14 protein-coding genes, 1 tRNA gene and 1 pseudogene are annotated in these 22188 nt (G+C 64.6%); 7 read left to right on the top strand and 9 right to left on the bottom strand.

The features are described from left to right. The first annotated feature begins 510 nt into the window (after window positions 1-510). The 3 genes and pseudogenes from HMA55_RS10625 (at window position 511) to HMA55_RS10615 (ending at window position 3221) form a co-directional block, all read left to right on the top strand. Window positions 511-966 carry a recombinase family protein gene (locus HMA55_RS10625; protein ID WP_181193061.1) on the top strand — a complete coding sequence of 152 codons (456 nt, stop codon included), beginning with the start codon at window positions 511-513 and terminating at the stop codon, window positions 964-966. Window positions 967-1031: 65 nt separating this feature from the next. Continuing rightward, window positions 1032-1679, top strand: coding sequence for a hypothetical protein (locus HMA55_RS10620; RefSeq protein WP_181193017.1), 648 nt, complete (start codon window positions 1032-1034; stop codon window positions 1677-1679). Between the two features lie 400 nt (window positions 1680-2079). Further along, window positions 2080-3221 (top strand): annotated as a pseudogene (locus tag HMA55_RS10615) (IS1249 family transposase). Between the two features lie 117 nt (window positions 3222-3338). Here HMA55_RS10615 and HMA55_RS10610 read toward each other — a convergent pair. Both HMA55_RS10610 and HMA55_RS10605 read right to left on the bottom strand, forming a co-directional pair. Continuing rightward, window positions 3339-3415: transfer RNA gene (locus tag HMA55_RS10610), tRNA-Met, on the bottom strand. Window positions 3416-3580: 165 nt separating this feature from the next. Then, window positions 3581-6484 (bottom strand): UPF0182 family protein, encoded by a 2904-nt coding sequence (locus HMA55_RS10605; RefSeq protein WP_235961965.1) that lies wholly within the window; start codon window positions 6482-6484, stop codon window positions 3581-3583. 172 nt (window positions 6485-6656) lie between these two features. Here HMA55_RS10605 and HMA55_RS10600 point away from each other — a divergent pair, with 172 nt between their 5' ends. Then, window positions 6657-7145, top strand: coding sequence for a PPA1309 family protein (locus tag HMA55_RS10600; protein ID WP_181193060.1), 489 nt, complete (start codon window positions 6657-6659; stop codon window positions 7143-7145). 1 nt (window position 7146) lies between these two features. Then, on the top strand, window positions 7147-7836 hold the full coding sequence (locus tag HMA55_RS10595) for a hypothetical protein (RefSeq protein ID WP_219910543.1): 690 nt from the start codon (window positions 7147-7149) through the stop codon (window positions 7834-7836). On the opposite strand, the gene HMA55_RS10590 is transcribed toward HMA55_RS10595, so the two are convergent. Beyond that, window positions 7837-8907, bottom strand: a complete 1071-nt coding sequence (locus HMA55_RS10590; RefSeq protein WP_181193014.1) for a YlbL family protein — start codon at window positions 8905-8907, stop codon at window positions 7837-7839. A 90-nt stretch (window positions 8908-8997) separates the two neighbouring features. Between HMA55_RS10590 and HMA55_RS10585 the strand changes: the two genes are divergently transcribed. After that, complete coding sequence (locus HMA55_RS10585) at window positions 8998-10458, top strand: zinc-dependent metalloprotease (protein WP_181193013.1); 1461 nt, start codon at window positions 8998-9000, stop codon at window positions 10456-10458. Here HMA55_RS10585 and HMA55_RS10580 read toward each other — a convergent pair. After that, entirely contained in the window at window positions 10455-10976 is a 522-nt protein-coding gene (locus HMA55_RS10580) for a M48 metallopeptidase family protein (RefSeq protein WP_181193012.1), read from the bottom strand. The two genes, HMA55_RS10585 and HMA55_RS10580, sit on opposite strands and share 4 nt — an antisense overlap. Window positions 10977-11018: 42 nt before the next feature. Between HMA55_RS10580 and HMA55_RS10575 the strand changes: the two genes are divergently transcribed. Further along, on the top strand, window positions 11019-11849 hold the full coding sequence (locus HMA55_RS10575) for a hypothetical protein (RefSeq protein ID WP_181193011.1): 831 nt from the start codon (window positions 11019-11021) through the stop codon (window positions 11847-11849). Window positions 11850-11882: 33 nt separating this feature from the next. Here HMA55_RS10575 and HMA55_RS10570 read toward each other — a convergent pair whose 3' ends face one another. Genes HMA55_RS10570 through HMA55_RS10550 form a run of 5 tightly spaced genes read right to left on the bottom strand, consistent with a single transcriptional unit; the run spans window position 11883 to window position 22177 of the window. Further along, complete coding sequence (locus HMA55_RS10570; protein ID WP_181193010.1) at window positions 11883-13931, bottom strand: ATP-dependent DNA helicase UvrD2; 2049 nt, start codon at window positions 13929-13931, stop codon at window positions 11883-11885. Beyond that, window positions 13921-14724 carry an NAD(+) diphosphatase gene (locus HMA55_RS10565; RefSeq protein WP_181193009.1) on the bottom strand — a complete coding sequence of 268 codons (804 nt, stop codon included), beginning with the start codon at window positions 14722-14724 and terminating at the stop codon, window positions 13921-13923. Before HMA55_RS10565 ends, HMA55_RS10570 begins: the two co-directional genes overlap by 11 nt. Window positions 14725-14728: 4 nt before the next feature. Next, the gene (locus tag HMA55_RS10560) at window positions 14729-15805 is read right to left on the bottom strand and encodes a potassium channel family protein (protein ID WP_181193008.1); all 1077 of its coding nucleotides are present in this window, start codon (window positions 15803-15805) and stop codon (window positions 14729-14731) included. After that, window positions 15802-19164, bottom strand: a complete 3363-nt coding sequence (locus tag HMA55_RS10555) for an ATP-dependent helicase (protein ID WP_235961951.1) — start codon at window positions 19162-19164, stop codon at window positions 15802-15804. Before HMA55_RS10555 ends, HMA55_RS10560 begins: the two co-directional genes overlap by 4 nt. After that, window positions 19157-22177: an ATP-dependent DNA helicase gene (locus tag HMA55_RS10550; RefSeq protein WP_308239998.1), complete on the bottom strand. Its 3021-nt coding sequence runs from the start codon at window positions 22175-22177 to the stop codon at window positions 19157-19159. Before HMA55_RS10550 ends, HMA55_RS10555 begins: the two co-directional genes overlap by 8 nt. Between the last annotated feature and the right edge of the window lie 11 nt (window positions 22178-22188).

The following is a 22188-nucleotide window of genomic DNA, read 5'->3' as shown; positions in this document are numbered from 1 at the left end:
CAGGGTGGACAAGTGGGGTGAAGAGATGCTGGCGTTTGTGCTGAATCGATCTCAAAAGCAGTAGGAAATGTTTGCGCGCCCGCGCCCATCGTTTTCGCGAATGTCATATTGACTCACGCACCATCGAATACGATCCGCGCCAAGACGGTCCACTCTCCATCAACGCTCAGACCCCTACCCCGCGTCTCATTAAAAGAGAGAATTTTTCTTCGTCTTTAATTCCCCGCACACTGAAAATCGCTCACAACAGAGCACATACAAGGTAAAATCGGTGTTCCATACCACTACACCTTCTCCGGCATCCCGAACGGCATAACTGCCTCTCACGCCTCATTTTCACCCCACTGAGACAAAAACAGACTCCCACTCCCCTATTGCGCCAAAAACACATACCTAGCAGCGCATATGTTATTTGTGACGGCACCCACCGTCACTTTTAAGTGACAAGTTGGATTATGCCTTTCCCATGTAAACAGCAGAGAAGAACGCCGCCCGGCCGGGCGTGCGGTCATTTGCGCACGGATCAGTCTCGACCGCAAAGAAGAAGCGGGTGTGAACCGCCAGCTTGACAACTGTCATAAGCTCGCCGGGCCTTACGACCTCGAAGTCGTCGATGAACTGGTCGACAACAGCGTCAGCGCGTGGTCGGGGGGCGAGCGCCCGGCGTACACCGAACTTCTCCGCCACATCGCCCGCGGCAATGTCGACCGGGTGATCGTGTGGCACACCGACAGGCTCGCAAGGCGTACGCGCGACGTTCTCGGCTACCTTGAAGTGTCGAAGCTCGCCAGGGTGGTCACGCTCACCGTAAAGGGCAACGGGATGGACCCGTCGTCGTCCGACAGTAAGTTTCTGGCGCCCGCCCTCGACGCCGACCACCTCGACGACACCCGGCGCCTGTCGAAGTTGATCGGACTACGAGCCGACGCCGGGAACGAACTCTTCTGGTCGTGGTCGACGGTCTGACGCACACTACCCCATAAATAGGGGTTGAACATTAGCTTTGGTCAGTTCATTCATATATTTTCTTTATGTTTGACCTTCCAATATCCGACACAGTTCTAGTCGCCGTTATCACCGGTACTCTGACTTTGCTCGCCGGTGTATATGGCGAATTTACCAAGAACGCTCTTGCCAGACACCACCGACGACAAGAACAGGAGGCCGAATCACGTAAGGAACAGCTCGCCGCTGTCCGTGACTTCTTAGCAACCGCCGGGGAATTGAGACTCAATTCTTTGTACGAAGCGTTACCCCTCACCTACACCGCCACCATCCAGGATCAGGTTAAAAAGAAAGTTGAAGTTGAGGGGTCAAATAAGCGCTTGTCGAAAATTTTGGAAAAGATCTTTTCGCGGAAGCCCAAACGGCCCGCCCATTCCTACTCGACTATGCATGAATTCGGAATGGATACCTTCAAAATCAAGACGGCCAACGCAAAACTCCGTGCAGAGTTACATAGCGCATGGGAAACCATGGATCTTCAGCTTGCCCACCCGCAAGTACGGGGGGCTTCGAAACGTGTTCAAGAAGCCCTTCGGGACAAGAGCACCTACGTGGGAGCGTCAATAACGAGCCCCTATACGAAGGGGAAAAACTACGCGACTTTCGTAGCTTCAGAATTTGACCGGGTACTCGACGAGCTTCGAGAGACAGCCGTCGCACAGTTAAGAGAATGAGAGTGACCGACCTAGACTTACCCCCGAACACCCTCCCCCGCTGCCATACCGAAAGGAGGGTGTTTGCGCACGTCAACGGTACAATTGAGGAGTGTCACTTAATGCGGTTCGGGGTTATCGGATTGCATTCGAACCTGACAGGGGTTATCTGGTTTTGATCGCGCATTTTAAGGGGTAGAGGATCATTTGAAATCATCCAGAATCACTCCCCTAGTGCACCACCTGTAAATGCAAATTGCGGGTTAAGGGTCAAAATGTGTGTCCAGAATCGGTGATTTCCGGTATCTGACCTGGGTGATTCCCAGAAGTATATGCCCCGAGGGCATATATCCGCTGTTGTGGTCGTATATCCCCGGTGTGGCGTGGTTGATGTGGTAGGGGCCGGTGGTGCGGTGGCTCAATGCCGAAGAACCGACCACGCTGCCACTGCGGTGGGGAGATGAAACGCAACGGAACCACATCCAAGGGCACCACTCGGTGGCGCTGCAAAATCTGCGGTGCATCAACCACCAAAACCCGCAGCGATCTCACTAACGCAGCGGTGTTTCGACAATTCATCGAGCACTGCACATCGACCACCGCCCTGAGGCAGAACGCAAAAGACGCCGGAATCAGCCGCTCCACCATAAAACGGCAGTTTTCGTGATGCTGGCTTGTCGATGTGCCTGATCCCACGATCGGACACGACGGCCGGGTCTACGACCAAATCTTCCTTGACGGCACCTACACCGCAAGCGGATGTCTCATTGTTGCCGCCACCTTGGACCACGTCATCGCCTGGCACTGGTGCACCCACGAAACCACCCGCGACTACCAACACCTCCTCGAACGCATCCCCGCACCCCTGATCGCCGTCATCGACGGCGGCCAAGGCGCCGCCAGCGCAATCAAAACATGCTGGCCGGGCACCAAGATCCAACGCTGCCTCGTCCACGCCCAACGCGTGGTACGCCGCTACACCACCGCACGCCCACGCACCGACGCGGGACGAGCGATCTACCAACTCGCGCTCAACCTCACCAAGATCACTACCTTGGATGAAGCCGCAGCCTGGGGCGTAAAGCTGCACGAATACGGCACTACACGGGACTTGACCAACAACGCACCTGGTCATGGACCCATGAACGCACCCGCAAGGCCTACAACAGCCTCAACCACCTCTGGCGCAACCAGCTGTTATTTGTCTACCTCGACCCACCCGACGGTGTCCTCGATAGCAGCCGGATCAAATCCACCACGAACAGCCTGGAAGGCGGCATCAACGCCCAATTGAAACTGCTGGCCCGCACCCACCGCGGCAGATCCGGCGAGCACCAGCGCCGGATGCTGGAGTGGTGGCTCTACTTAAAAACGGAACTGCCTGACGACCCAGTGGAGATCGCCAGACAGTCCAATTGGGGCCAGGACCAACTCGCCAAAGTATCCACCCTGACCCACAACGAGAACCAAGCCGACCACGAAACCGGACAACCAGCCCTCTACGACAACGCTATCGACACCAACTACACACACTCAATCGGCATCCAAAAAGGCCACATCTAACCCCCCGCGACACGCCGACACCAGACACACTTTTTGACCCTTAACCCCCCAAACGCCGAATGCAACACAAAACAAAGGAGGCCTCTACCAGCGTTTCCACTGGTAGGGGCCTCAAGTTGGTAGCGGGGGCAGGATTCGAACCTACGACCTCTGGGTTATGAGCCCAGCGAGCTACCGAGCTGCTCCACCCCGCGTCGGGCGTGTATGTGATTATCGCCTGTCGCCGTAACCGGCAACGTGGAATTACTATACATACACCAACGAATAGCGCCAAACCTCCTGTTCAAAGGTGGTTTGGCGCTATTGTTTCCGCTCTCGAGTGGCGCGCTGGCGCGCGCCGTGCTTACGGGCTTCCTGGCCTACTGCGCCCGCTGGTACTCGGCCACGGCGCGGTCCAGCTGGTCCAGAGCGCGGCCGTACTCCTCGAAGGAACCGTCGCGAGCGCTCTCCAGGTTGCGCAGGGCGTCGTTGATGCGGTTCATCGCCTCGTCCTTGCCAATTTGCGGCGCGTCCTGGTTCTCCTGCGGCTTGTCGTCGCCCTCAGGCTTGGCCTCCTGGCCGGCGTTGTCGCCCGCGCCCTGGCCCTCGTCCACAACCTCAATGTCTTGGGCGGCCGAGGAGTGGATGCCAACCTGGTCAAGCGCTTGGGAGATCGTCGGTGCGTAGCCCACCTGGCCGCGGTAGAACACCAGTACGCGCAGCAGCTTCGGGAAGGCGGACGCCTGGTCCTTGCGCTGCGAGTAGATCGGCTCGACGTAGAGGATCTCGCCGCCGCCCACCGGCAGAGTCAGCAGGTTGCCGTTCTTCAGGTCGTTAGTGCCCTCCCATAGCGTGCGGTCGCGGGCGACCTGGTCGGAGGACATCAGGGCGTCCTGCGCCTGCTTCGGGCCCTGCGTCTGCGTGTTCGTCGGCAGCACGCGCACCGTAATGTGGCCGTAGTTCTCCGGGTCGGAGGAGACTGCCATGTGCGCGGACAGGAACTCGCGGTTCAACCCACGGAACGGGGTAATCAGCTGGAAGGAAGGCTTGTCCGTCTCCGGGTCTGATGCCACCACGTAGTACGGCGGCTGGTTCAGCTGGCCGCGGCCCTCCGGTGCGGTCGGGTCGTTCGGCACGGACCAGAAGGCGTCGTTGTTGAAGAACACGCCAGGGTCATCCACGTGGTAGCGGGCCAACAGGTCGCGCTGCACCTTGAACAAGTCCTCCGGGTAGCGCAGGTGCTCGCGCAGAGAGTCCGAGATATCGGACGCCGGTCGGACCGTGCCCGGGAAGGTGGCCTGCCACGCCTTGAGCACCGGGTCGGACTCGTCGTATGCGTAGAGGTCCACGGTGCCGTCGTACGCGTCCACGGTGGCCTTCACGGAGTTGCGGATGTAGCCCACGTTGTCCGTGATCAGGCGCTGGGTCGTGCCGTCCGGGTTCAGCGCGTCCTGGGTGGTGTCCTGCAGGGAGTTGCGCGTGGAGTACGGCAGCTGGCTCAAGGTGGTGTAGCCGTCCACAATCCACTTCACGCGTCCGTCCACCACGGCCGGGTAGGTCTTGGAGTCCGTGGTCAGCCACGGGGCCACCTTCTCCACGCGCTCGCGCGGATCGCGGTCGTAGAGCACCTTCGAGTCCCCGCCAACACGGTCGGACAGCAGGAAATTCAGCTCCTGGTACTTCACGGTGTACGCAAGGCGGTTGACAATGTTGCCAATATCAACGCCGCCCTTGCCCTCGTAGGTGTAGGTGGAATCGTCCGTGTCGTACTCCACCGGGCCTTGGCCGGTTTCGCCCACGATGGCGTAGTCCAGGCCGTCCTCAGCAGAAGCGATTACCGGGCCGTAGTAGATGCGCGGCTCGTCGACCTTGATGCCCAACTCCTCGGCGTCCTCCGCGGCCTTGGCGGCGGCGTTGGACTGCAGGTCGGAGACGGTGAAGATAGGCAGGCCGCCGCGGGTGGAGCCAGCGTCCTGCGCCGCCTCGTCCACCGTGTTTGCCTGCGCGGCGATAAAGCCGTTGCCGTGGGTGTACACGGTGTGGCGGTTAATCCAGTCGCGCTGGTTTTCACTCAGCGAGTTCGGGTTCATCTCACGCGCCGCAACCACGAAGTCGCGCAAGTCCCCGTCCACCTCGTAGCGGTCCATCGCCAACTGGTCCGGAAAGCCGTAGAAGTTGCGCAGCTGCTGCATCTGCGTGAACGTCGGAGAGATGATCTCCGGATCCAACAGGCGCAGGTTGGCAATCGTGGCGGTATCAGACGCCACCTCCGCGTTGGAGGTGTTGCCCGCTCCCCAGTTGTCCAGGTAGGTGACATTATCGTCCGTCAGCCCGTACGCCTCGCGCGTGGCCTCGATGTTGCGGCCAATGTAGTCGTACTCCTTTGCTTGGCGGTTGGGTTTGACGGAGAACTGCTCCATCAGCGCCGGCCACACGTTGCCCACGACGAGCGATGACAGCAGCATCAGCACGGTGGCCAGCACCGGGATGCGGAAGTCGCGGTAGACAATGGAGGCGAAGAACGCGGCAGCCACCACCACAGCGATGACGGTCAGGATGATCTTCGCCGGCAGCGTCGCGTTGATGGTGGTGTAGGACGCGCCAGTGAAGATGTCGTTGCGGCCGTAAAGCAGGTAGTAACGCTCCAGCCAATAACGGGCCGCCTTCAACAGCATCCACAGCCCAGCCGTGACGGCGAGCTGCACCCGCGCATCTTTGCTGATGCGGCCGGAGACACCGGACACCCTATTGCCGATGCGGATGCCGCCCAGCAGGTAGTGCGCGGCCGCGCCCACCAGAAACGCCACGAGCAGCAGCATGGACAAGGTGTCTACCACCGCCGAGATGCCCGGCAGGGTAAACGCGTAGAAGCCGAGGTCGCGCCCAAATTCAGCGTCGGTGCTGCCGAAGTCCCCGCCGTTGAACCAGAGCATGAACACGCGCCACATCCGCTGGCCAGCCAGGCCGGACAGGATGGCCACAACTACCGGCACCCACACGAGTAACCCACGGACGCTTTGCTGCAGCTGGCGGCGGTACTGCGCCGCTTGATCAAACGGAGAGGCCGCCTCCTCGGGGCGGCCGCGCCACGCAAACCAGGCGGCGAGCCAGGTTATGGCGCCACCCAGCAGGGCAAAGATGACAAACAGCACTACCCGCGCCAGGATCACGCGGTTGAACACGCCGCGGAAATCAACTTCGCCGAACCAGAGGAAGTCGGTGTACAGCCCGACCAGCATTGGCAGAACGATGAGGATGATGCCGAGAATGCCCACCACGGTCATAAGCCCGTTGTTTGGCTTCTTGGCGCGCGGTTGTGGCCGATTGAGGCGGGTAGCCAAGCCTGCTCCTTAAGAATTAGTGTGTGCAACGCAGATAAGCTTCAAGCTTAAATACTCCAACGTCCAAGTTGCCCGGAGGGTTCCCGTGCGCGAGCAGCAAGCACTGAATAAGGCCATGATGGAGGCCGTCGAATTCGTCCACGCGGAGGGCTGGGACGCACCGCCGACGCTGTTCGGGCTCGTGCCGACGCAGATGCTTATCGACGAACTGGTGGACCTGGATGATTCCGCCCCCCTCACCCTGGTGGTGCAGGACTTGCCGGAGCACATCCTGCCCGGCTCCGAGGAGCTCGGGGAGTACGTCTCCCGCATCGCCTGGCCGCGCGAAGTCGAGGGCGTGATCTTGGCCCAGGAGATCGTGTTTAAAGACGCCTCTGCTGGTGAGGACGCCCCGCCGCGCCCGGCGCGCCTGTTTTCCGGCGTGCTGCGCGACGAAGACACCGAGCAGACGCTGCTGCAACTGCGCCTGACCGAGGACGAGTTGGAGGAGCGCGGGGCGTTCGCCCAGGACGACATCGAGCTGCGCGGCGGGCCCGGCGTGGCCCCGGGCGTTGTAGCGGCGCTGCGCTACGGCCTTGAGCAGGACCCCGATGAGCTGGTTTAGGATGACGTCTGTGTCTACTTCCCGGCCCCGTTTCTTTTCCATCGCAGCTGCTGCCGTCGCAGCAACGTTGACGCTTACCGCATGCTCTACTGATTCCGAGGAATTGGCGGACGATACCCGGGCGCCGGAGATCACCTCCACCCAGACGCCCGCCGACGAGGCTGGCACCCCCGCCGCCGAGACGCACACTTCCGTCACCACTGAGACAGACACCAGTTCTGGGCAATCCCGGTCTGCAACCTCCTCCACGAGGGCTGCTGCGGGAGGTTCGTCGGCGACGGAAACGACGTCGTCAAGCACGAGCTCGAAGAAGGAGGACAAAGCGGCGCTGGAGGATGTGCGCGAGCGTTTTGCCACGTTGGCTCCGCCCGAATTCTTCGACCAGTTCGACGGCTGCGCGGCGGGTGGTTTGAGCGGATCGTTCGACTGCTCCGGTGAGGGCATCGGGCAGTTCCAGTTCTTCGATTCGGACTCCAAGGCCGCCTCCACCACCCAGCTTTTGACGGAGCTGCGCTCCTCCCGCGTGGTGGAGGACAACGGCGACCGGGTGGTGGGCTGGTCCACGCTGGGCACCTCGGCGATTATCACCGTGGTGGACAACCGCGAGGGCCAGGTGATGCAGCAGCTGATTTCCACCGAGCAGGAGGATCCGCGCCAGCGGATCTACGACCTGGGGCTGGCCACCCAGTAGCTAGCAGGTGGGCACGTCGCGGCCGGCGGCGAAATCCTCCATCGCGGCGACGGCCTCGGGGAGGTTGTCCACCTTGGCCACCGTCATGTGGTCGGTGTGGACGCGCTTGACCGCGTCGCAGTTACCGGCGGGGGCGAGAAACAGCTCCGCACCTGCCTCCTCCGCGCCGCGGATCTTGTGGGTGATCCCGCCGATGGGGCCCACCTCCCCGTCATCGTCGATCGTGCCGGTGCCCGCGACGAACGTGCCGCCCGTGAGCGCGCCCGGGGTGAGTTTGTCGATGACAGCGAGCGAGAACATCATGCCCGCGCTCGGCCCGCCAATGTCGTTGAGGTTGTAATTCACGGTGACGCCGCCGGCGGGTTCCGAGGTCATGAGGATGCCCAGCATGGCTTGGCCCGCTTCGTGCGGGTTCTCCCCCAGCTCCACTGTCTCGTGGTGCGGCTCGTTGTCCCGCTCGACGGTGATCTCGATGGACTCGCCGGGTGTCTTCGCCCGGACAGCGTCCTGCACCTCGCTGGGGGTGGAAACCTCTTTACCAGCGATGGCCGTGATCCGGTCTGCGGGGTGGAGGATGCCCGCGGAGGCGGCCCCCTCGACAACGTCGTGGACCACAACAGTGGTGGGGCGGTCCAGGTAATGCATGGCCGCCACCGTCGCGGACGCCTCAGACGCGACGAAGGCCTGCTGGTTGAACTCGCGGACCTCATCTTCACCCAGATCCGGCGGGAGGATCTGCTCCACCGGCACAATCGTGTCGTCCGTAGCAATCCAGCGGCCGAGCGCCTGTCCCAGCGTCATGTTCGTGCGCACCGACACCGTGGTCATGTTGAGGTGCCCGCCGGTGTCTTCCGTGTCCGCGCCCTGGATATCCACCACCGGCTCACCGTCGACCTCACCGAGCGTGTCAAAGGTGGGGCCGGGTCCTTCCGCCGCGTACGGCACCGTGAGGCGGACGTCGGTGCCCGGAATGTGGTCTACGGTCAGCGCCCCCGCAAGCAGGACCACTGGGATAGACCCCCATACCAAGGTCGACCACCGCCGGTTGTTGGCATCGAGCGCTTTGGACATGGGCGCAGATTCTAGCGCAGAGCTGTTGGAACTCCGGTGCTGGCTTACAGCGAACCCATGGGCACGCAGCCTGAATGTATTCTGGCGCGTATGACTAACGGATTTGGTTTCTCCTTTCCCAACGACTCGAACGACGACGGCGACAACGACGCCAACAATCGGGGCGGCAGCGGAAACGGTCGCGGCGACGGCGACGGGTCGAATCCGTTCGCCGCATTCGGCTTCGGGGGAAGCTTCGGCGGGGGCCAGTCCGGCGCACCGGGCGGGGGCGGCCTTGGCGATATGTTTAACCAGCTCGGGCAGATGCTTTCCGGCATGGGAACATCCATGAACGCCCAAGACAAGGGCGACGCGGTGAACTTCGAGCTGGCAGCCCGCATGGCACGCCAGCGCCTCGCCGGCGTCAGCCCAGTCTCGGACGCGGACACACGTGCCGCCGAGGAATCGCTGCGCTTAGTGGAACTTTGGCTGGATGAGGCCACCGACCTGCCTGCCAGCGAGGCCAAGGCGCAGGCATGGAACGCGGAACAGTGGTTGAACCAGACCATGCCGATGTGGAAGCGGCTGGTCAACCCCGTTGCAGAGCACATGAACCGCGCCCAGCTGGACACCATGCCGGAACAAGCCCGCGAGATGATGGGCCCCATGGCCGGGATGATGAACCAGATGAACGCCATGCAGTTCGGGATGAAGCTCGGCCACGCGCTGGGCGATCTAGCGCAGCAGGCGCTCACCGGCACCGATTTCGGCCTGCCTGTGGCACCGGCGGGCACCGCGGCCGTGTTGCCGCGCAACATCGCCGAAATCTCCAAGGGGCTGGATCTGCCCGGCCAAGAAGTGATGGTCTACATCGCCGCGCGCGAAGCTGCCCGGCAGCGCCTGTTCCGCCACGTGCCGTGGCTGGTGGAGCGCATCGTCTCCTCCGTGGAGGAGTACGCGGCCGGCCTGGAGATCGATACCTCGCACATCGAGGAAATCGCGCGCAACCTCAACCTTGAGGGCGGGGATCCGCAGCAGATCCAGGAAGCGCTGCAAAACCTCCAGGGCGAAGACCTCTCCCCCCGTGTTGGCACCCGCAACGCAGGGGCGACCTCCCGGTTGGAAACGCTGATCGCCCTGGTGGAGGGCTGGGTCGACGTGGTGGTGGCTGAGGCCTTGGGCGAGCGCATCCCTTCCACCCCGCAGCTTGCGGAGGCGTGGGCGCGGCGCCGCGCCACCGGCGGCTCCGCCGAGCAGGCGTTTGCCAACATCGTCGGCATTGAACTGGGCGCTCCCCGCACCCGCGACGCCGCCGAACTGTGGCGCCGCATCGGTACGGCCGTGGGCGCCGAGCGGCGCGACCAGGTGTGGAACCACCCAGACTTCCTGCCCACCGCGGAGCACCTGGACAACCCCGCCGCGTTCATAGACACGCTCTTGGACGACCAGCCGGACACCGACTTCGACGACGAGTTTGCCAAGCTCGAGCAGGAGCTGCGGGACAACCCTGAGCTCAAGCGCGACGAGGGCGACGGCAAGGACGACGGCCGCGAAGACGGCACCGAACTCTAAGCGCTACCGAAGCGCTGGTACGCCTCCAGGTAGCCCCGGGCGCGCTCCGCGAGGGGTGCGCGGTCTGCCCACTCGTAAAACTCCCTGCTGTGGTTGGGGATGAACGTGTGCGTCAGCTCGTGCACGATCACAGCGTCCAGGACGTAGTCCGGCACCTCCTTTAACCTGTCGCTGATGCGGATGTCCCCCGTTGAGACAGTGCATGAGCCCCAGCGGGATCGCTGGTTGGACACCCACCGGATCGAGCCGATGTGCGCCTGCCCGTCCAAGACGGTCGCGTTGAGGGAGTCGGCGCGAGACCGCAAGGAGGCGTCGTCACGCGGGCGTGCCTTCGTCTTCCGCTCGAGCTTTGCCAGCATCTCCCCCACCACCTCGCGTTCTTGCGCGGCGGTGAAGTGCGCAGGGATGCGGATTTCCGCTACCCCGCCGACAAGGCGCGCCTGCACCGATCGTGTCCTACGCGCCGACCGGATCACCCGGTAGGCCGTCCCATCCGCCTGTGTTTGCCTGCCAGCCATGGAAATGCATTGTAGGATCCGGCGGAGGGGGTAGAAGTTGGGATGATCAACGACCACACGCGGGTGAAACTTGCAGCAGGCGCGCAGCCGTTTCTGCGCGCGCACAACGTGATCCAGTTCGGCGCCGATGCGACCCGGACCGGAATGGTGACAACCGAGCGCGCCGACGACGTGGCGGCGCTGCTGAGCACGCTACAGCGCGCGCGGCAACTGAGCTGGGTCATCGAGCAGCTCGCCCCGATCGTCGGCGCCGACGCGGCGCGCAGTCTAGTCGATGACCTGGTGTCGTACCGAGTGCTCACGCCAGCCGCCAGACCCAGCGTGTTACTGGTGGGACACGGCCCACTCGCTTCCGCACTCACCTCGCGTCTGCGCGAGTCAGGGCTGGACGTGCGCACACCCGCCCGAGGCGAAGCGCTGTCGAGGTTTCTCCTGCGCACAGACCGCTGGCTGCCCGTAACCGCGGTGAACTCCACGGCGCTGCTTGGCGAGCTGGCCGCGCTCACACGCATCCGCCAGGGTCCCGTCGTGCCCGTGACGCAGGCTGACGCGCGCGTCGCCGTCGGCCCAGTGTGTGCCCGGCCCGGCCCGTGCCCACTATGCGTGCGCCTCTACCTGCTGGGCAGGGACCCGAACTGGCCGGTGGTAGAACAACACTCCCCGCTGAGCGTCAGCGGTGAACCAGCATCCGCGGCCGCGGGTGCCGCGTTCGCCGCGGTGACCTTGCGCCGTCTCGCGGGGGTTCCGGACCCGCCGGGGGTGTCAGCGCCGACACCGTCACCGGGCCATCTCAGCGTTGTGGACCCGTTCGCCCCAATCCCGGTCAGCACGGCAACGCTGCCGCCGCACCCCGATTGCTCGATGTGTTATTGAAATTCCCCGGCGGTATCGGGGTACGGGGATGTGTTAGCGGAACTGCTCGAGTACCCCGAGCACGCCCGCACCGTAGTTGTCCACCTTCACGGGGCCCACGCCGGCGACGCCGAGCAACTCACGCTCGTCGGCCGGCATCGCTTCCGCGATGGACATCAGCGTCGCATCCGTAAACACGACAAACGCAGGCTGCCCGGCCGCACGCGAAATGTCGAGGCGCCAGCGCTTCAGCGCCGCGTAGACGGCCTCGTCGAAGCTCGGCTCGCACTCCTCGTGCCTGCCCAGCGCCTTATCCGCCGGGGTGGCCAGCGGGTTGCCGCACACGCGGCATCGCTTCGCCCGCTTGAGCCGCTGCGGGGACTGCTCCACCTCGAGCTCAGGCACCAGCCCATCCAAAAAGCGCGAGCGGGAGCGGTTCTTGTGCCCGCCCTCCTGGCGCGCAAGCGACCACGACATGTGCAGGTGCTCGCGGGCGCGGGTGACCCCGACGTAGAACAGACGGCGTTCTTCCTCAATCTGCTCGTCGCCGGCCTTGATGGCGTGCGAGATCGGCAGCGTCTTTTCCACCAGGCCGACAAGGAACACCGCATCCCATTCCAGGCCTTTGGCGGCGTGCAGGCTGGCCAGCGTCACCCCGTCAACCGCCGGGGGCTGCTTCGCGTCCGCACGGCGGCGCAGCGACACCAGCACTTCCTGCATATTCGAGGCCTCCTGGGTGCGCACGATCTCTTCGATGAGATCCACCAGCGCGCTCAGGGACTGCCACCGTTCGCGGGCCTGCGCGCCCTCCGGCTCCGTGGGCGTGAGCCCCAGCGGTGCGAGCGCGGCACGCGCCACACGCACCGGGTCATCCGGCAGGTCCGTGCGCTTTGACGCACGCAGCAGCTGTGAGAACGCCTCGCGGATCTCCGCACGCTGGAAAAACCCCTCACCGCCGCGGACTTGGTAGACAATCCCCTCATCCGCCAGCGCCGCTTCGAAGGCAGCCGACTGCGCGTTGATGCGGTACAAGATGGCGATCTCCCGGGCCGGGACGCCGTCGTGAAGCAGCTTGCGCACCTTCTGCGCCACAGCGCGCGCCTCCGACGGCTCGTCATCGTAGCCGTTGAACTGCGGCTGCGGGCCGTGCCCCCGCATGCCCTGCAGCTCCAGGCGCGTACCGGCGATGCGGCCCGAGGCCTTGCCAATGACGGTGTTGGCCAGGTCCGTGATCTCCACCGTCGAGCGGTAGTCGCGCTGCAGCTTCACGACGGTCGCGTGCCCGTACGTCCGCGAGAAATTCAGCAAGTAATCCGGGGTCGCACCAGTAAACGAGTAAATAGTCTGGTTGGCGTCGCCGACAACCGTCAGGTCGTCGCGGGTGCCCAGCCATCCCTCCAGCACCCGCTGCTGCAAAGGCGTCACATCCTGGTACTCATCCACCACGAAAGATTGGTACTGGGCCCGGAACTCCTCAGCCACCGCCGGCGCGTTCTCCAGCGCTCCGGCGACGTGAATGAGCAAATCGTCGTAATCCAGCAGCATGCCGTCCGGGCTCGTCTTAGCGTCCTCGTAGAGCCGGTACACGTGGGCGATGTTCTGCGCGTCAGCCGGTGGGGTGCGCGGTGAATCGCCCACACGCTGCACATAGTCCTCCGGCCCAATCACGCTGGACTTCGCCCACTCAATCTCGCTGAGCACGTCGCGCACCATGTCCTTGCCGGTGTCCAAGCCAGCGGCTCGGGTGGCGCGGGCGACGATGGGAAACTTGTTCTCCAGCAGCCGCCACGGCAAATCCCCGGCGATTTGGGGCCAGAAGTACTGCAGCTGCCGCATCGCCGCGGAGTGGAAGGTGCGCGCCTGCACCCCGCCAATGCCCATGGCGGTGAGACGGTCGCGCATCTCCCCGGCTGCGCGCTTGGTAAACGTCACCGCCAGCACGCGGTTCGGGGCCACCTGGCCGCGGTCGATGAGGTTGGCGATGCGGTAGGTGATCGTGCGGGTTTTGCCCGTGCCCGCGCCGGCGAGAATGCACACCGGCCCGCGCGGGGCCTCTGCCGCCACGCGTTGGTCCTCATCCAGCACGCTGAGATCAATCGCCATTGGAGTGCTCCTTCCGGGTCGTGCGGGTCGGGTGGTTCTGTTGGCTTCGGGCGTCGGGCTGGTGCGCCCAGTGCTCAATGAGCGCGCGCGCAATCGTGCCCTCCGCCGCGAGGGTCAACGTTTCCAATTCAGCCCGGGTGGCCCACCGCGTGCGGGTCAGCTCCCCATCGGTGGGGCCCAGCGCGTCAATGTCAGCGGTGCGCCCGGTCATCCCCACCATTAAGGCCCCCGATGCCGGCCAGGGCTGCGAGCCGAGATAACCGATGTCGGTGACGCGGCGGCCTGTCTCCTCCCACACCTCGCGGGCGAAGGCCGCCTCCAGCGTTTCCCCGACGTCCACGTACCCGGCGACCAGCGTGAAGTATCCCGGGCGGCGGGAATTTTCCACCAGGAGGATGCGCTGGCGGCCCGGGTCCTCAACCACGCCGATCACGCACGGATCCAGCCGCGGGAAGATAGCCGTGCCCGACGCGCCGCGTGCGACAATGCCGCCGTCGCCCCAGGTCAGCTCGGAGCCGTCGGCCGGGTCGTAGCGGTAGCGCTCCCGGGCGTTGACCAGCCCGACAGCGCGCGCCGCCAGCGGGTGCCCGGCGTGGGTGCGAGCGTCCCCGGTGCCGCCACCCGGCCCAGTCAAGTCAGCGGCATCCACCCCACGGACCCGCGCCGCGGTCACGCCCGGTTTGATGCGCACCGGGGAGGACAGGTCGGCGGTGGCCGGAGGTGCGTCGATAAGCAAAGGCTCCCCGTCGTCGCCGAGCGGGAAACGCCCAGCCGCATCGATGAGCAAAAACATCACGCTAATCCCGCGGCGACGCCGCGCCGTTCATGCGCACGTACAGCAAGCGATCGCCCGGCTCCACAGTCTCAGCCTCCGGGGAATCAATGCGGTACAGCTCACCGGAACGCACGACGCCAAGCACAATGTCGGCGAGGTGCCGGGGGTTCGCGCCAACCTCATCGTCCGCAATCTGACGCTCCGACACGGCGAAACCCTCATCCGGGCTCAGCAGGTCCTCCATCATCTCCACCACAGGAGGGGTAACGGTAGCGATGCCGAGGAGACGGCCCGCAGTTTCCGAAGACACCACTACCGAGTCCGCACCAGACTGCATGAGCAGGTGCTGGTTTTCGCCCTCGCGGACACTGGCGACGATCATCGCACTCGGCGCCATCTCGCGTACGGACAAAGTGATGAGCACAGCCGTGTCGTCCGAAGACGGCGCCACGATAACCGAACGCGCCCGGCTGACCGCTGCCACCCGCAGCACATCCGACTTCGTGCCGTTGCCGTGCACGGTGATCAGGCCGCGCTTCTCCGCCACGGTAAGTGCGGCCGGATCCGGGTCGATGACCACAATTGACGACGGCGCCGCGCCGCCCGCGATCAGTGCATCGATGGCCGAGCGGCCCTTCGTGCCGTAGCCGATGACAATGGTGTGGTTGCGCACGCTATTCCTCCACTGCTGGATCTGGAGTGTCTTGCGGGAGTCCTCCGTCAACACCGACAAGGTGGTACCGACGAGGAGCATCAGGAAGGCCACGCGGGCCGGGGTGACAATGAAGATGTTGATCAAACGCGCCGTCTGCGTCACCGGAGTGATATCGCCATACCCCGTGGTAGAAAGCGTCACCGCCGAGTAATAGAGGGCGTCCACGAACGTCAGGGGCTCGGAATACCCATCGCTGTCCAGGTACGCGATGAACGCGACCGCGACGATAAGCAACAGGGCATATCCGAAGCGGCGGGCGATCAAGGACCACGGTGTGGCGCGCACGGTGGTGGGGATGCTGACTACGTCGAGCAGACTGTGCACCGGAATTTCGGTGAGGTTGGTGGCGTCCGCCTGCAGCGACAAAAGGCTCCGAAGCTTCATCCCTGCCACTCCTCGCTTTCCATCCGATCCACTGAGCCGACACCGGCTTCGCCGGGTCCTACGCCCGTTTGAGCGCCGGGTTGTCCACCCGTTTCTGCGCCGCCCAGAATTTCCTCGAGCTGCGCGAGATCGGGCAGCGAACGCGGCGCATAAGTCTCTCCCGTGCGTACGTAGAAAAATACAGCCCGCACCGGCTTGCCGTCACTTGCTATCCGACGCCACGCTTCACGGTAGACCGCGAGCTGCAATTGCGCCGAGTCCATCGCCTCTCGCGACGGTTTTTCGCCAGTCTTCCAATCCACCACGACCCATCCGTCCGGCTCCGCGAAGACCGCGTCCATGCGCCCGCGCACGACCGAGTCACCGAGTGCGAGCTCGAAGGGATGCTCCACGTACTCCGGGGTGCGCCCGGCCCACTCGCTACGTTCGAAGTTGCGCTTCAGCCGCTCCAAGGTGGCCGCGTCAACCTCTGCGTCCTCGCTGCCCGGCAGCTCATCCTCGGTCAGTAACGGTCGCGCCCCGTAGAACTCCTCGAGCCACTCGTGGAACGCGGTGCCGCGCTTGGCGTAAGTGTTCGGCTTAAACGGCACTGGGCGCCGCGCACGACGCGCGAACTGTTCCGGATCCGCTCGCAGCGCCACCACATCCGACGCGGTGAGCTCTCCCGGCATCATCACCGGCACATCTGCTGCTTGGGCCGCTTCGTGCTCCTCAATCAAGGCGGTCGCGTCGCGCTCCCACAGAGAAAACAGCTCGCCCTCGGTATATTCCGGCAGCGCCGTAATCGCAGCGCGGACCGCTTCCGCGGCGGCGAGGTCGTGCGGCTGCGGTGTGTAGTGCGGCCAACGGCCTGTCTCGGATGCGGACACACGATCCGCGACGGAGGCAGCGTCTGCCCCTGCATCGCTAGGGTTCAGCCCGTCGTCCCACACCACCACAGCGGACTCGGGCACCTGGCTACGCATCGCGGCGAAGTGCTCGTACGGCTCCGCCTCCTTCACCACCCCATCGCGGCGCCGGGAGCCGGTGACGATGAGCCGCCGCGCAGCGCGCGTGACCGCAACATAAAACAGCCGGGCAGTCTCCTCTGCTAGATCACCCGCGACGTCTTTCAACCAGGCCTTACCCGCCTTTTCAAAGTCTGTGCGGTTTTCCACCTCGGCGAACACGGGGTAGACATCCGGGTCGCCGAACGTGTCAGTGGGGAGGTAGCGCGTAAAGGTGAGGAACGTCTCCGTTTTCGCTTTGTACGTTTCCGCATCGGCGTGCAACACCGCCACGGTGTCCCACTCCAGCCCCTTGGCCTTGTGCGCTGTCAGGATCTGCACCCGGTCCTCTTTCACCGCTACCGTGCCCGGGGTCAACCCGTCCTCGAATGCGCGTGCCAGATCGAAGTAACTCAGCAATCCATCCAAGCTGGCGCCAGGGTATGCCGCTACCTCCTCGAGCAGCCGGTCGAGGTGCACGGCACCGGTTGCAGAGCCGCGTGCGAGCACCTCAGTACGGATGCCGAAAACGTGAATGATGTCCGCGAAGACGTCGCTCAAGCGCTTGCCCAGACTGTGGGTGCGCAGCCACCGCAGCTTCGCCGCCGTATCGTGCATCCGGGCCAATCCCTCGTCGCTGTAGCGCTCCGGCTCATCCAGGTCTGCCAGTGCGTCGGTGAGCCCTTCCGGACGGTCCGTGTTGGAGGCAATCTCCTCTGCGCGGGAAACCAGCCGCGCAAGTTGCGCGTGTAAATGCTCCTGGGGGCCTTCCGGCTCCTGGTCTCGGGGTGCCGCGGCGGCCGATCCGCGCAAGTTGCTGGCGCGTGCAGCCAGCGCTCGCAGGTCCGCCAGGCCGAGCCCGACGGCAGGCCCCCCGAGAATCCGCAGGGCTGCCGCAGCGTCGTCCGGGCGCACCAGCATCGTCGCCACGGCCACAGTGTCTGCAACCTCCGGCACGTCGAGAAGCCCGGCAAGTCCCACGATTTCGTACGGCACCCCGCGCTCTTCTAGCGCTGCCGCAAGCACCGGCGAATGGCGGTTTTTGCGCACAAGCGCCGCCGCAGAAAAGGCCCGGCCTGACTGCTTCGCGTCTTGGTACTCCCGCGCGAGTTCCTCCGCTACGAACGCGATCTCTTCGTCTTGCTCCGGGAAGAATCCGAGAACAACGTCGCCTGCGCCCGCTCCCGGGCGAGCTTGCAGCGCAGCTACGGCCCGGGCTTCGCCCGTCCCCAGCACAGCGTCCGAGACACCGTTAGCCAGCGCCAACACCTCCGGGGGATTGCGCCAGGACGTGGTCAGCTGCTTTTTGGGCGCCGCGCCCTGCGGAGCCGGGAAGTCGTCCACGAAGGCCTCCAAGTTGGCCGCCGTGGCACCGCGCCAACCGTAAATGGCCTGCATTGGATCCCCCACCGCGGTAACCGTCAGCCCGGGATCAGCTCCTTCACCGAATAAGCTGCGCAGCAGCACGCGCTGGGCGTGGGAGGTGTCCTGGTACTCGTCAAGCATGATCACGCGGAAGCGGGAGCGTTGCGACGCACCCACCACCCGGTGGTCCCGCGCCAGCCGCGCGGCCACCGACATCTGCTCGTTGAACGTGACCACACCCCGGCGACGCAGCTCCGCATCCAGCTCCTCCACAAGCGGCAGCAACTTCGCGCGCTCCTCCTGCTTTGAGCGCCAGCGGGTGAGCACCTTGGTAAATTCCACGCGAGCGCGCGGCCCAGTTGGGTAGGACTCCGTCTCCGCGAGGAAATCGTGTGCGTGCTCGCGCACCCAGCGCGGTGTGGCAAGTTCATTGCCCATGGCTGTGCTCAAAGCGAGCAGGTCTTCCACCACGGTGCCGAGTGACGGGTTGGACCCGAGCTCGGTAAGCAAGCCACCGGAGTAGTTCACCACCACATCTGTGGCAATGGCGTGCAGCTCCGCATCAGTGATGAGCCGGGCATCAGGTTCCACCGGCACAAACAGGCCGTACTCGCGGATCAGCTCCCCGGCATACGCGTCGTAGGTTGCTACCGTCGGAGCAATCACTTCGAGGTTCTTCGCCAGTTCGCCGGAGGGGTCCAGACGGCGCACAAGGTCCGCGTTTTGCGCGAGAGAGCCCAGGCGGTCTCGAATCCGCTTGCCCATCTCCTGGGCCGCCTTACGGGTAAACGTCAGCCCCAGCACCTCATCCGGGCGTGCGTAGCCGTTAGCCACCAGCCACACCACACGTGCAGCCATGGTTTCGGTCTTGCCCGCGCCTGCGCCGGCAACCACTAACAGTGGTCCCGGTTCAGCGCCGATAACCGCTGCCTGCTGCTCGGTGGGCGGGTATTGCTGGCCCAGGTATCGCGACAGCAACACGGGCGACATCGGAGTTGAGTTAGCCATGGTGGATCGTCGCTCCTTCCGGTTGGACCGGGCACAGGGCCCGCACAGCGCAGCGCTCGCACTGCGGGCCGGTCACCGCCAACAACGTGGGCCCAGCAAGTTCGTCCGGCAACCCGTCGAGGTCGGCGGCGAGTGTGGCCAGTTCCTCTTGAGTCTTTGCCGCCTGCTCACGCGTGGTCAGCGAGGTTTTGCCTGCGTTCGGGAACACCAGCACGGCACCGCCCACCTCCAGCGGATCCGCCTCAGCGCGGGCGGTGAGCACCTTGCCTTCCACGAACTCGCCGCGCGTCAGCGCCAGTTGGTAGGTAGCCAGCTGGGCATTGTCCGCAGTAGCGGCAGCGGAAGGCGGGGACGCACCCGTTTTCAGGTCCACGATATGCACCGCACCACTACCGTCACGCTCCAAGCGGTCTAACCTTCCGCGGATGCGGACATTCTGGCTTATTTGCACGTCCACGTCCGCCTCAACAGCTACCTGCTCGAACGCGCCGCGGCTTGCTTGTAACCAACCGTGGGTCCGTTCCAGCATCGCGCGAAAATCCGCGATGTCGCGTTCGACCTTCCACTCCGGCGACGAATCTGCCGCCCGGCGCGCCGCCACGGTGGCCTCAAGCGCTTCCTCCGCGTCTGCGCCGGAGCCGAGGGCTTCGAAGTACGCGTGAGCCATCGAACCGTAGACCATGTCCAGCGTTTCATTGAGTCCCGACATCCGCTCCAACACCGCGCGCATGGGGCATGCGAGCAGCTGCTCCACCCGCGACGGGGAGAGTGCCGGCGAAACGGGAAGACGTGCATCTGTGGAGGGCTGCGTGGTGGTCCACCATTGTTCCGGTGCCGCCCCGAGCACCCCCGCATGCGCGAGGCGTGCCAGCTGGCGTGCGGCTTGACTACGCTCCGTTTCCCCCGCAGCGGGGTCTGCCACCACGCGCCGGAACTCTGCGATGAGGTCGTCGTGAGCGAGCACCCTGACCAGCGCGATGTCTGCAACTTCACCATTGTCAGCGGCCGCGCGTTCCCTGTTTTCCCCAGTGGCCTGTGCGGCATCCGTCGCCGAGCCGGCGATCCGAACCGGTCTCGCTTCCACCGCGTAATCCCGGCAAAATTCCTCGACAAAACGGGAGCGCTGCTCCACCTCCTCCCCGTCATCGCTGTCTACCGCCACGACGAGTAAGCGTTCGGTGGCGCGGCTAGTGGCAACCGTGAACAACCGGCGCTCCTCCACCAGACGCTCGTTGACGTGGGACACCGGCACAGCAGGGTCGACCCGCTCATCGATGAGGTCGACCAAGTCTTCTTGTCTGAACAGCGAACCCGTCTCCCCCAGACTCGGCCAGGTCAGCTCTTGCACACCGGCCACGATCACGCGCCGAAACTCCCGGCCGGCTGCACCGTGGGCCGTCAACAACGCCACAGCGTCCGGTGTGGCGTTTCGCCGGTCACGCACACCCGTGGGCAGTTCCTGCTCGGCGATTGAGGCGACGAAAGATTCGATGCCGGCTGTCGGCCTGCGCTCCGTGTAGTCTCCCGCCGCGTCAAACAGCGCCATCACGGAATCCAAGTCCCGGTCCGCTTGGGAGCCGGTGGCGCCTCCTCGAAGCGCTGCGGCCATCAGCCTGTTGGACAGTCCGGTGGCGTGCCATAGTGCCCACAGCACGTCCTCCACGCTGCCGCCGTTCGCCAGCGCTGCACGTCCGGCGTCGAGCACGCCGCGCACGCGGCGCAAAATGTCGAGTTCTCGGTCCGTGAGCGCGGTTCCGAAATCCGGCAGCTCGGCCGGGGAGATCAGCAGCTCCTGCAGGCTTTCCTCCGCGCGGCGCTGCGGCGCCCAACGGCGCAGTCCGCGCAGCAGCCGGCGCAGTGTTACCGGGTCCGCGCCACCCACTGGGCTCAACAACAGATCCCGCCACTGCGCAGCGGTGAGTTCTTCGTACAACGCGCGCACACCAAGGATGAGCGCAGCCACGATACGTTGCTCCCCTAGCACTAGGTCTGTGGGATTGAGTGCAACGGGCACACCTGCCCGCAGCAGTGCACGCCGCACAGGCTCCAACTGTGGGGTGGATCGAACCACGACCGCCATGTCCCGATACTCCACGTCGTCTTCAAGGTGGGCGCGCCGTAACTCGTCGGCGACCAACGCGAGCTCTGCGCCGCTGCTGTCAGCGATTGCGGCGCTGCGCACCGGGGTTCTTCGCGTTGCTCCCAGGTCGATCACCTCGTGCTCTAAGCCTCCGAGGTTCCGGAAAAACGCGGGAGACGCACCGCGGAATCGAAACACCGACTGCTCAGTGTCGCCGCCTACTACTCCCAGCTCAGCCTGGCGCAGCAGGCGCATCACCAGCTCCGCGGACGCCGGCGCCAAGTGCTGCGCATCATCCACAATCACGGTGTGCCACCGCCGGGGCAGCTCTGCCTCAAGCGCTGCAACAACGAGCTCAGACGCGGACATCCTGTGCGCTCCGGACAGTGCCATGACTTGTTGGTATTCGCGCAGGAAGTCGCCGGAAGCGGACCAAATGCCAATCTCGTGGGCCTGCCCCAGCCGGGCTAAATCTTCTGGCCCCAGGCCGCGCTCGATGGCACGGAGGAGGAAATCACGCAGCTGTCGCGCGAATCCCACCATGGGCAGCGCGGGGCGCAGTTCTGGTGGCCAACTGCCGCCGCCGTCCTCGGCGTGGCCCTGCAACAGTTGGCGTATCACCGCATCTTGCTCTGCACCGGAGATAAGGCGCAGTTCAGCATCCAGCTGTTGCCGCACCAGCGCGAAGGCGAGCGAGTGCACGGAGCGAACCACCGGCTCGTCTGCGACAAAACCGGAGGCTGCAAGCGTGTCCGACAATTCGGAGCGCAGCCTGGCGCCGGTCTCCTTCGAATCAGTAAGCACCAGTACTCCACCGCCCCCGTCACCCGCGTGTCTGCGGATGGCTTCGGAGGCGGTATCCAGCAGAAAGCTCGACACCCCCGAGCCGGGCGCCCCGGTGACTTTGAACAGTCCCCGATCGGGGAGAGCCACCGGCCACTCCC

The organism is Corynebacterium wankanglinii (assembly GCF_013601005.1).
GTDB classification, from domain to species: Bacteria; Actinomycetota; Actinomycetes; order Mycobacteriales; family Mycobacteriaceae; genus Corynebacterium; species Corynebacterium wankanglinii.
Note: the sequence above shows the minus strand (reverse complement) of the source record. Positions and strands in the feature narration are given on the sequence as shown.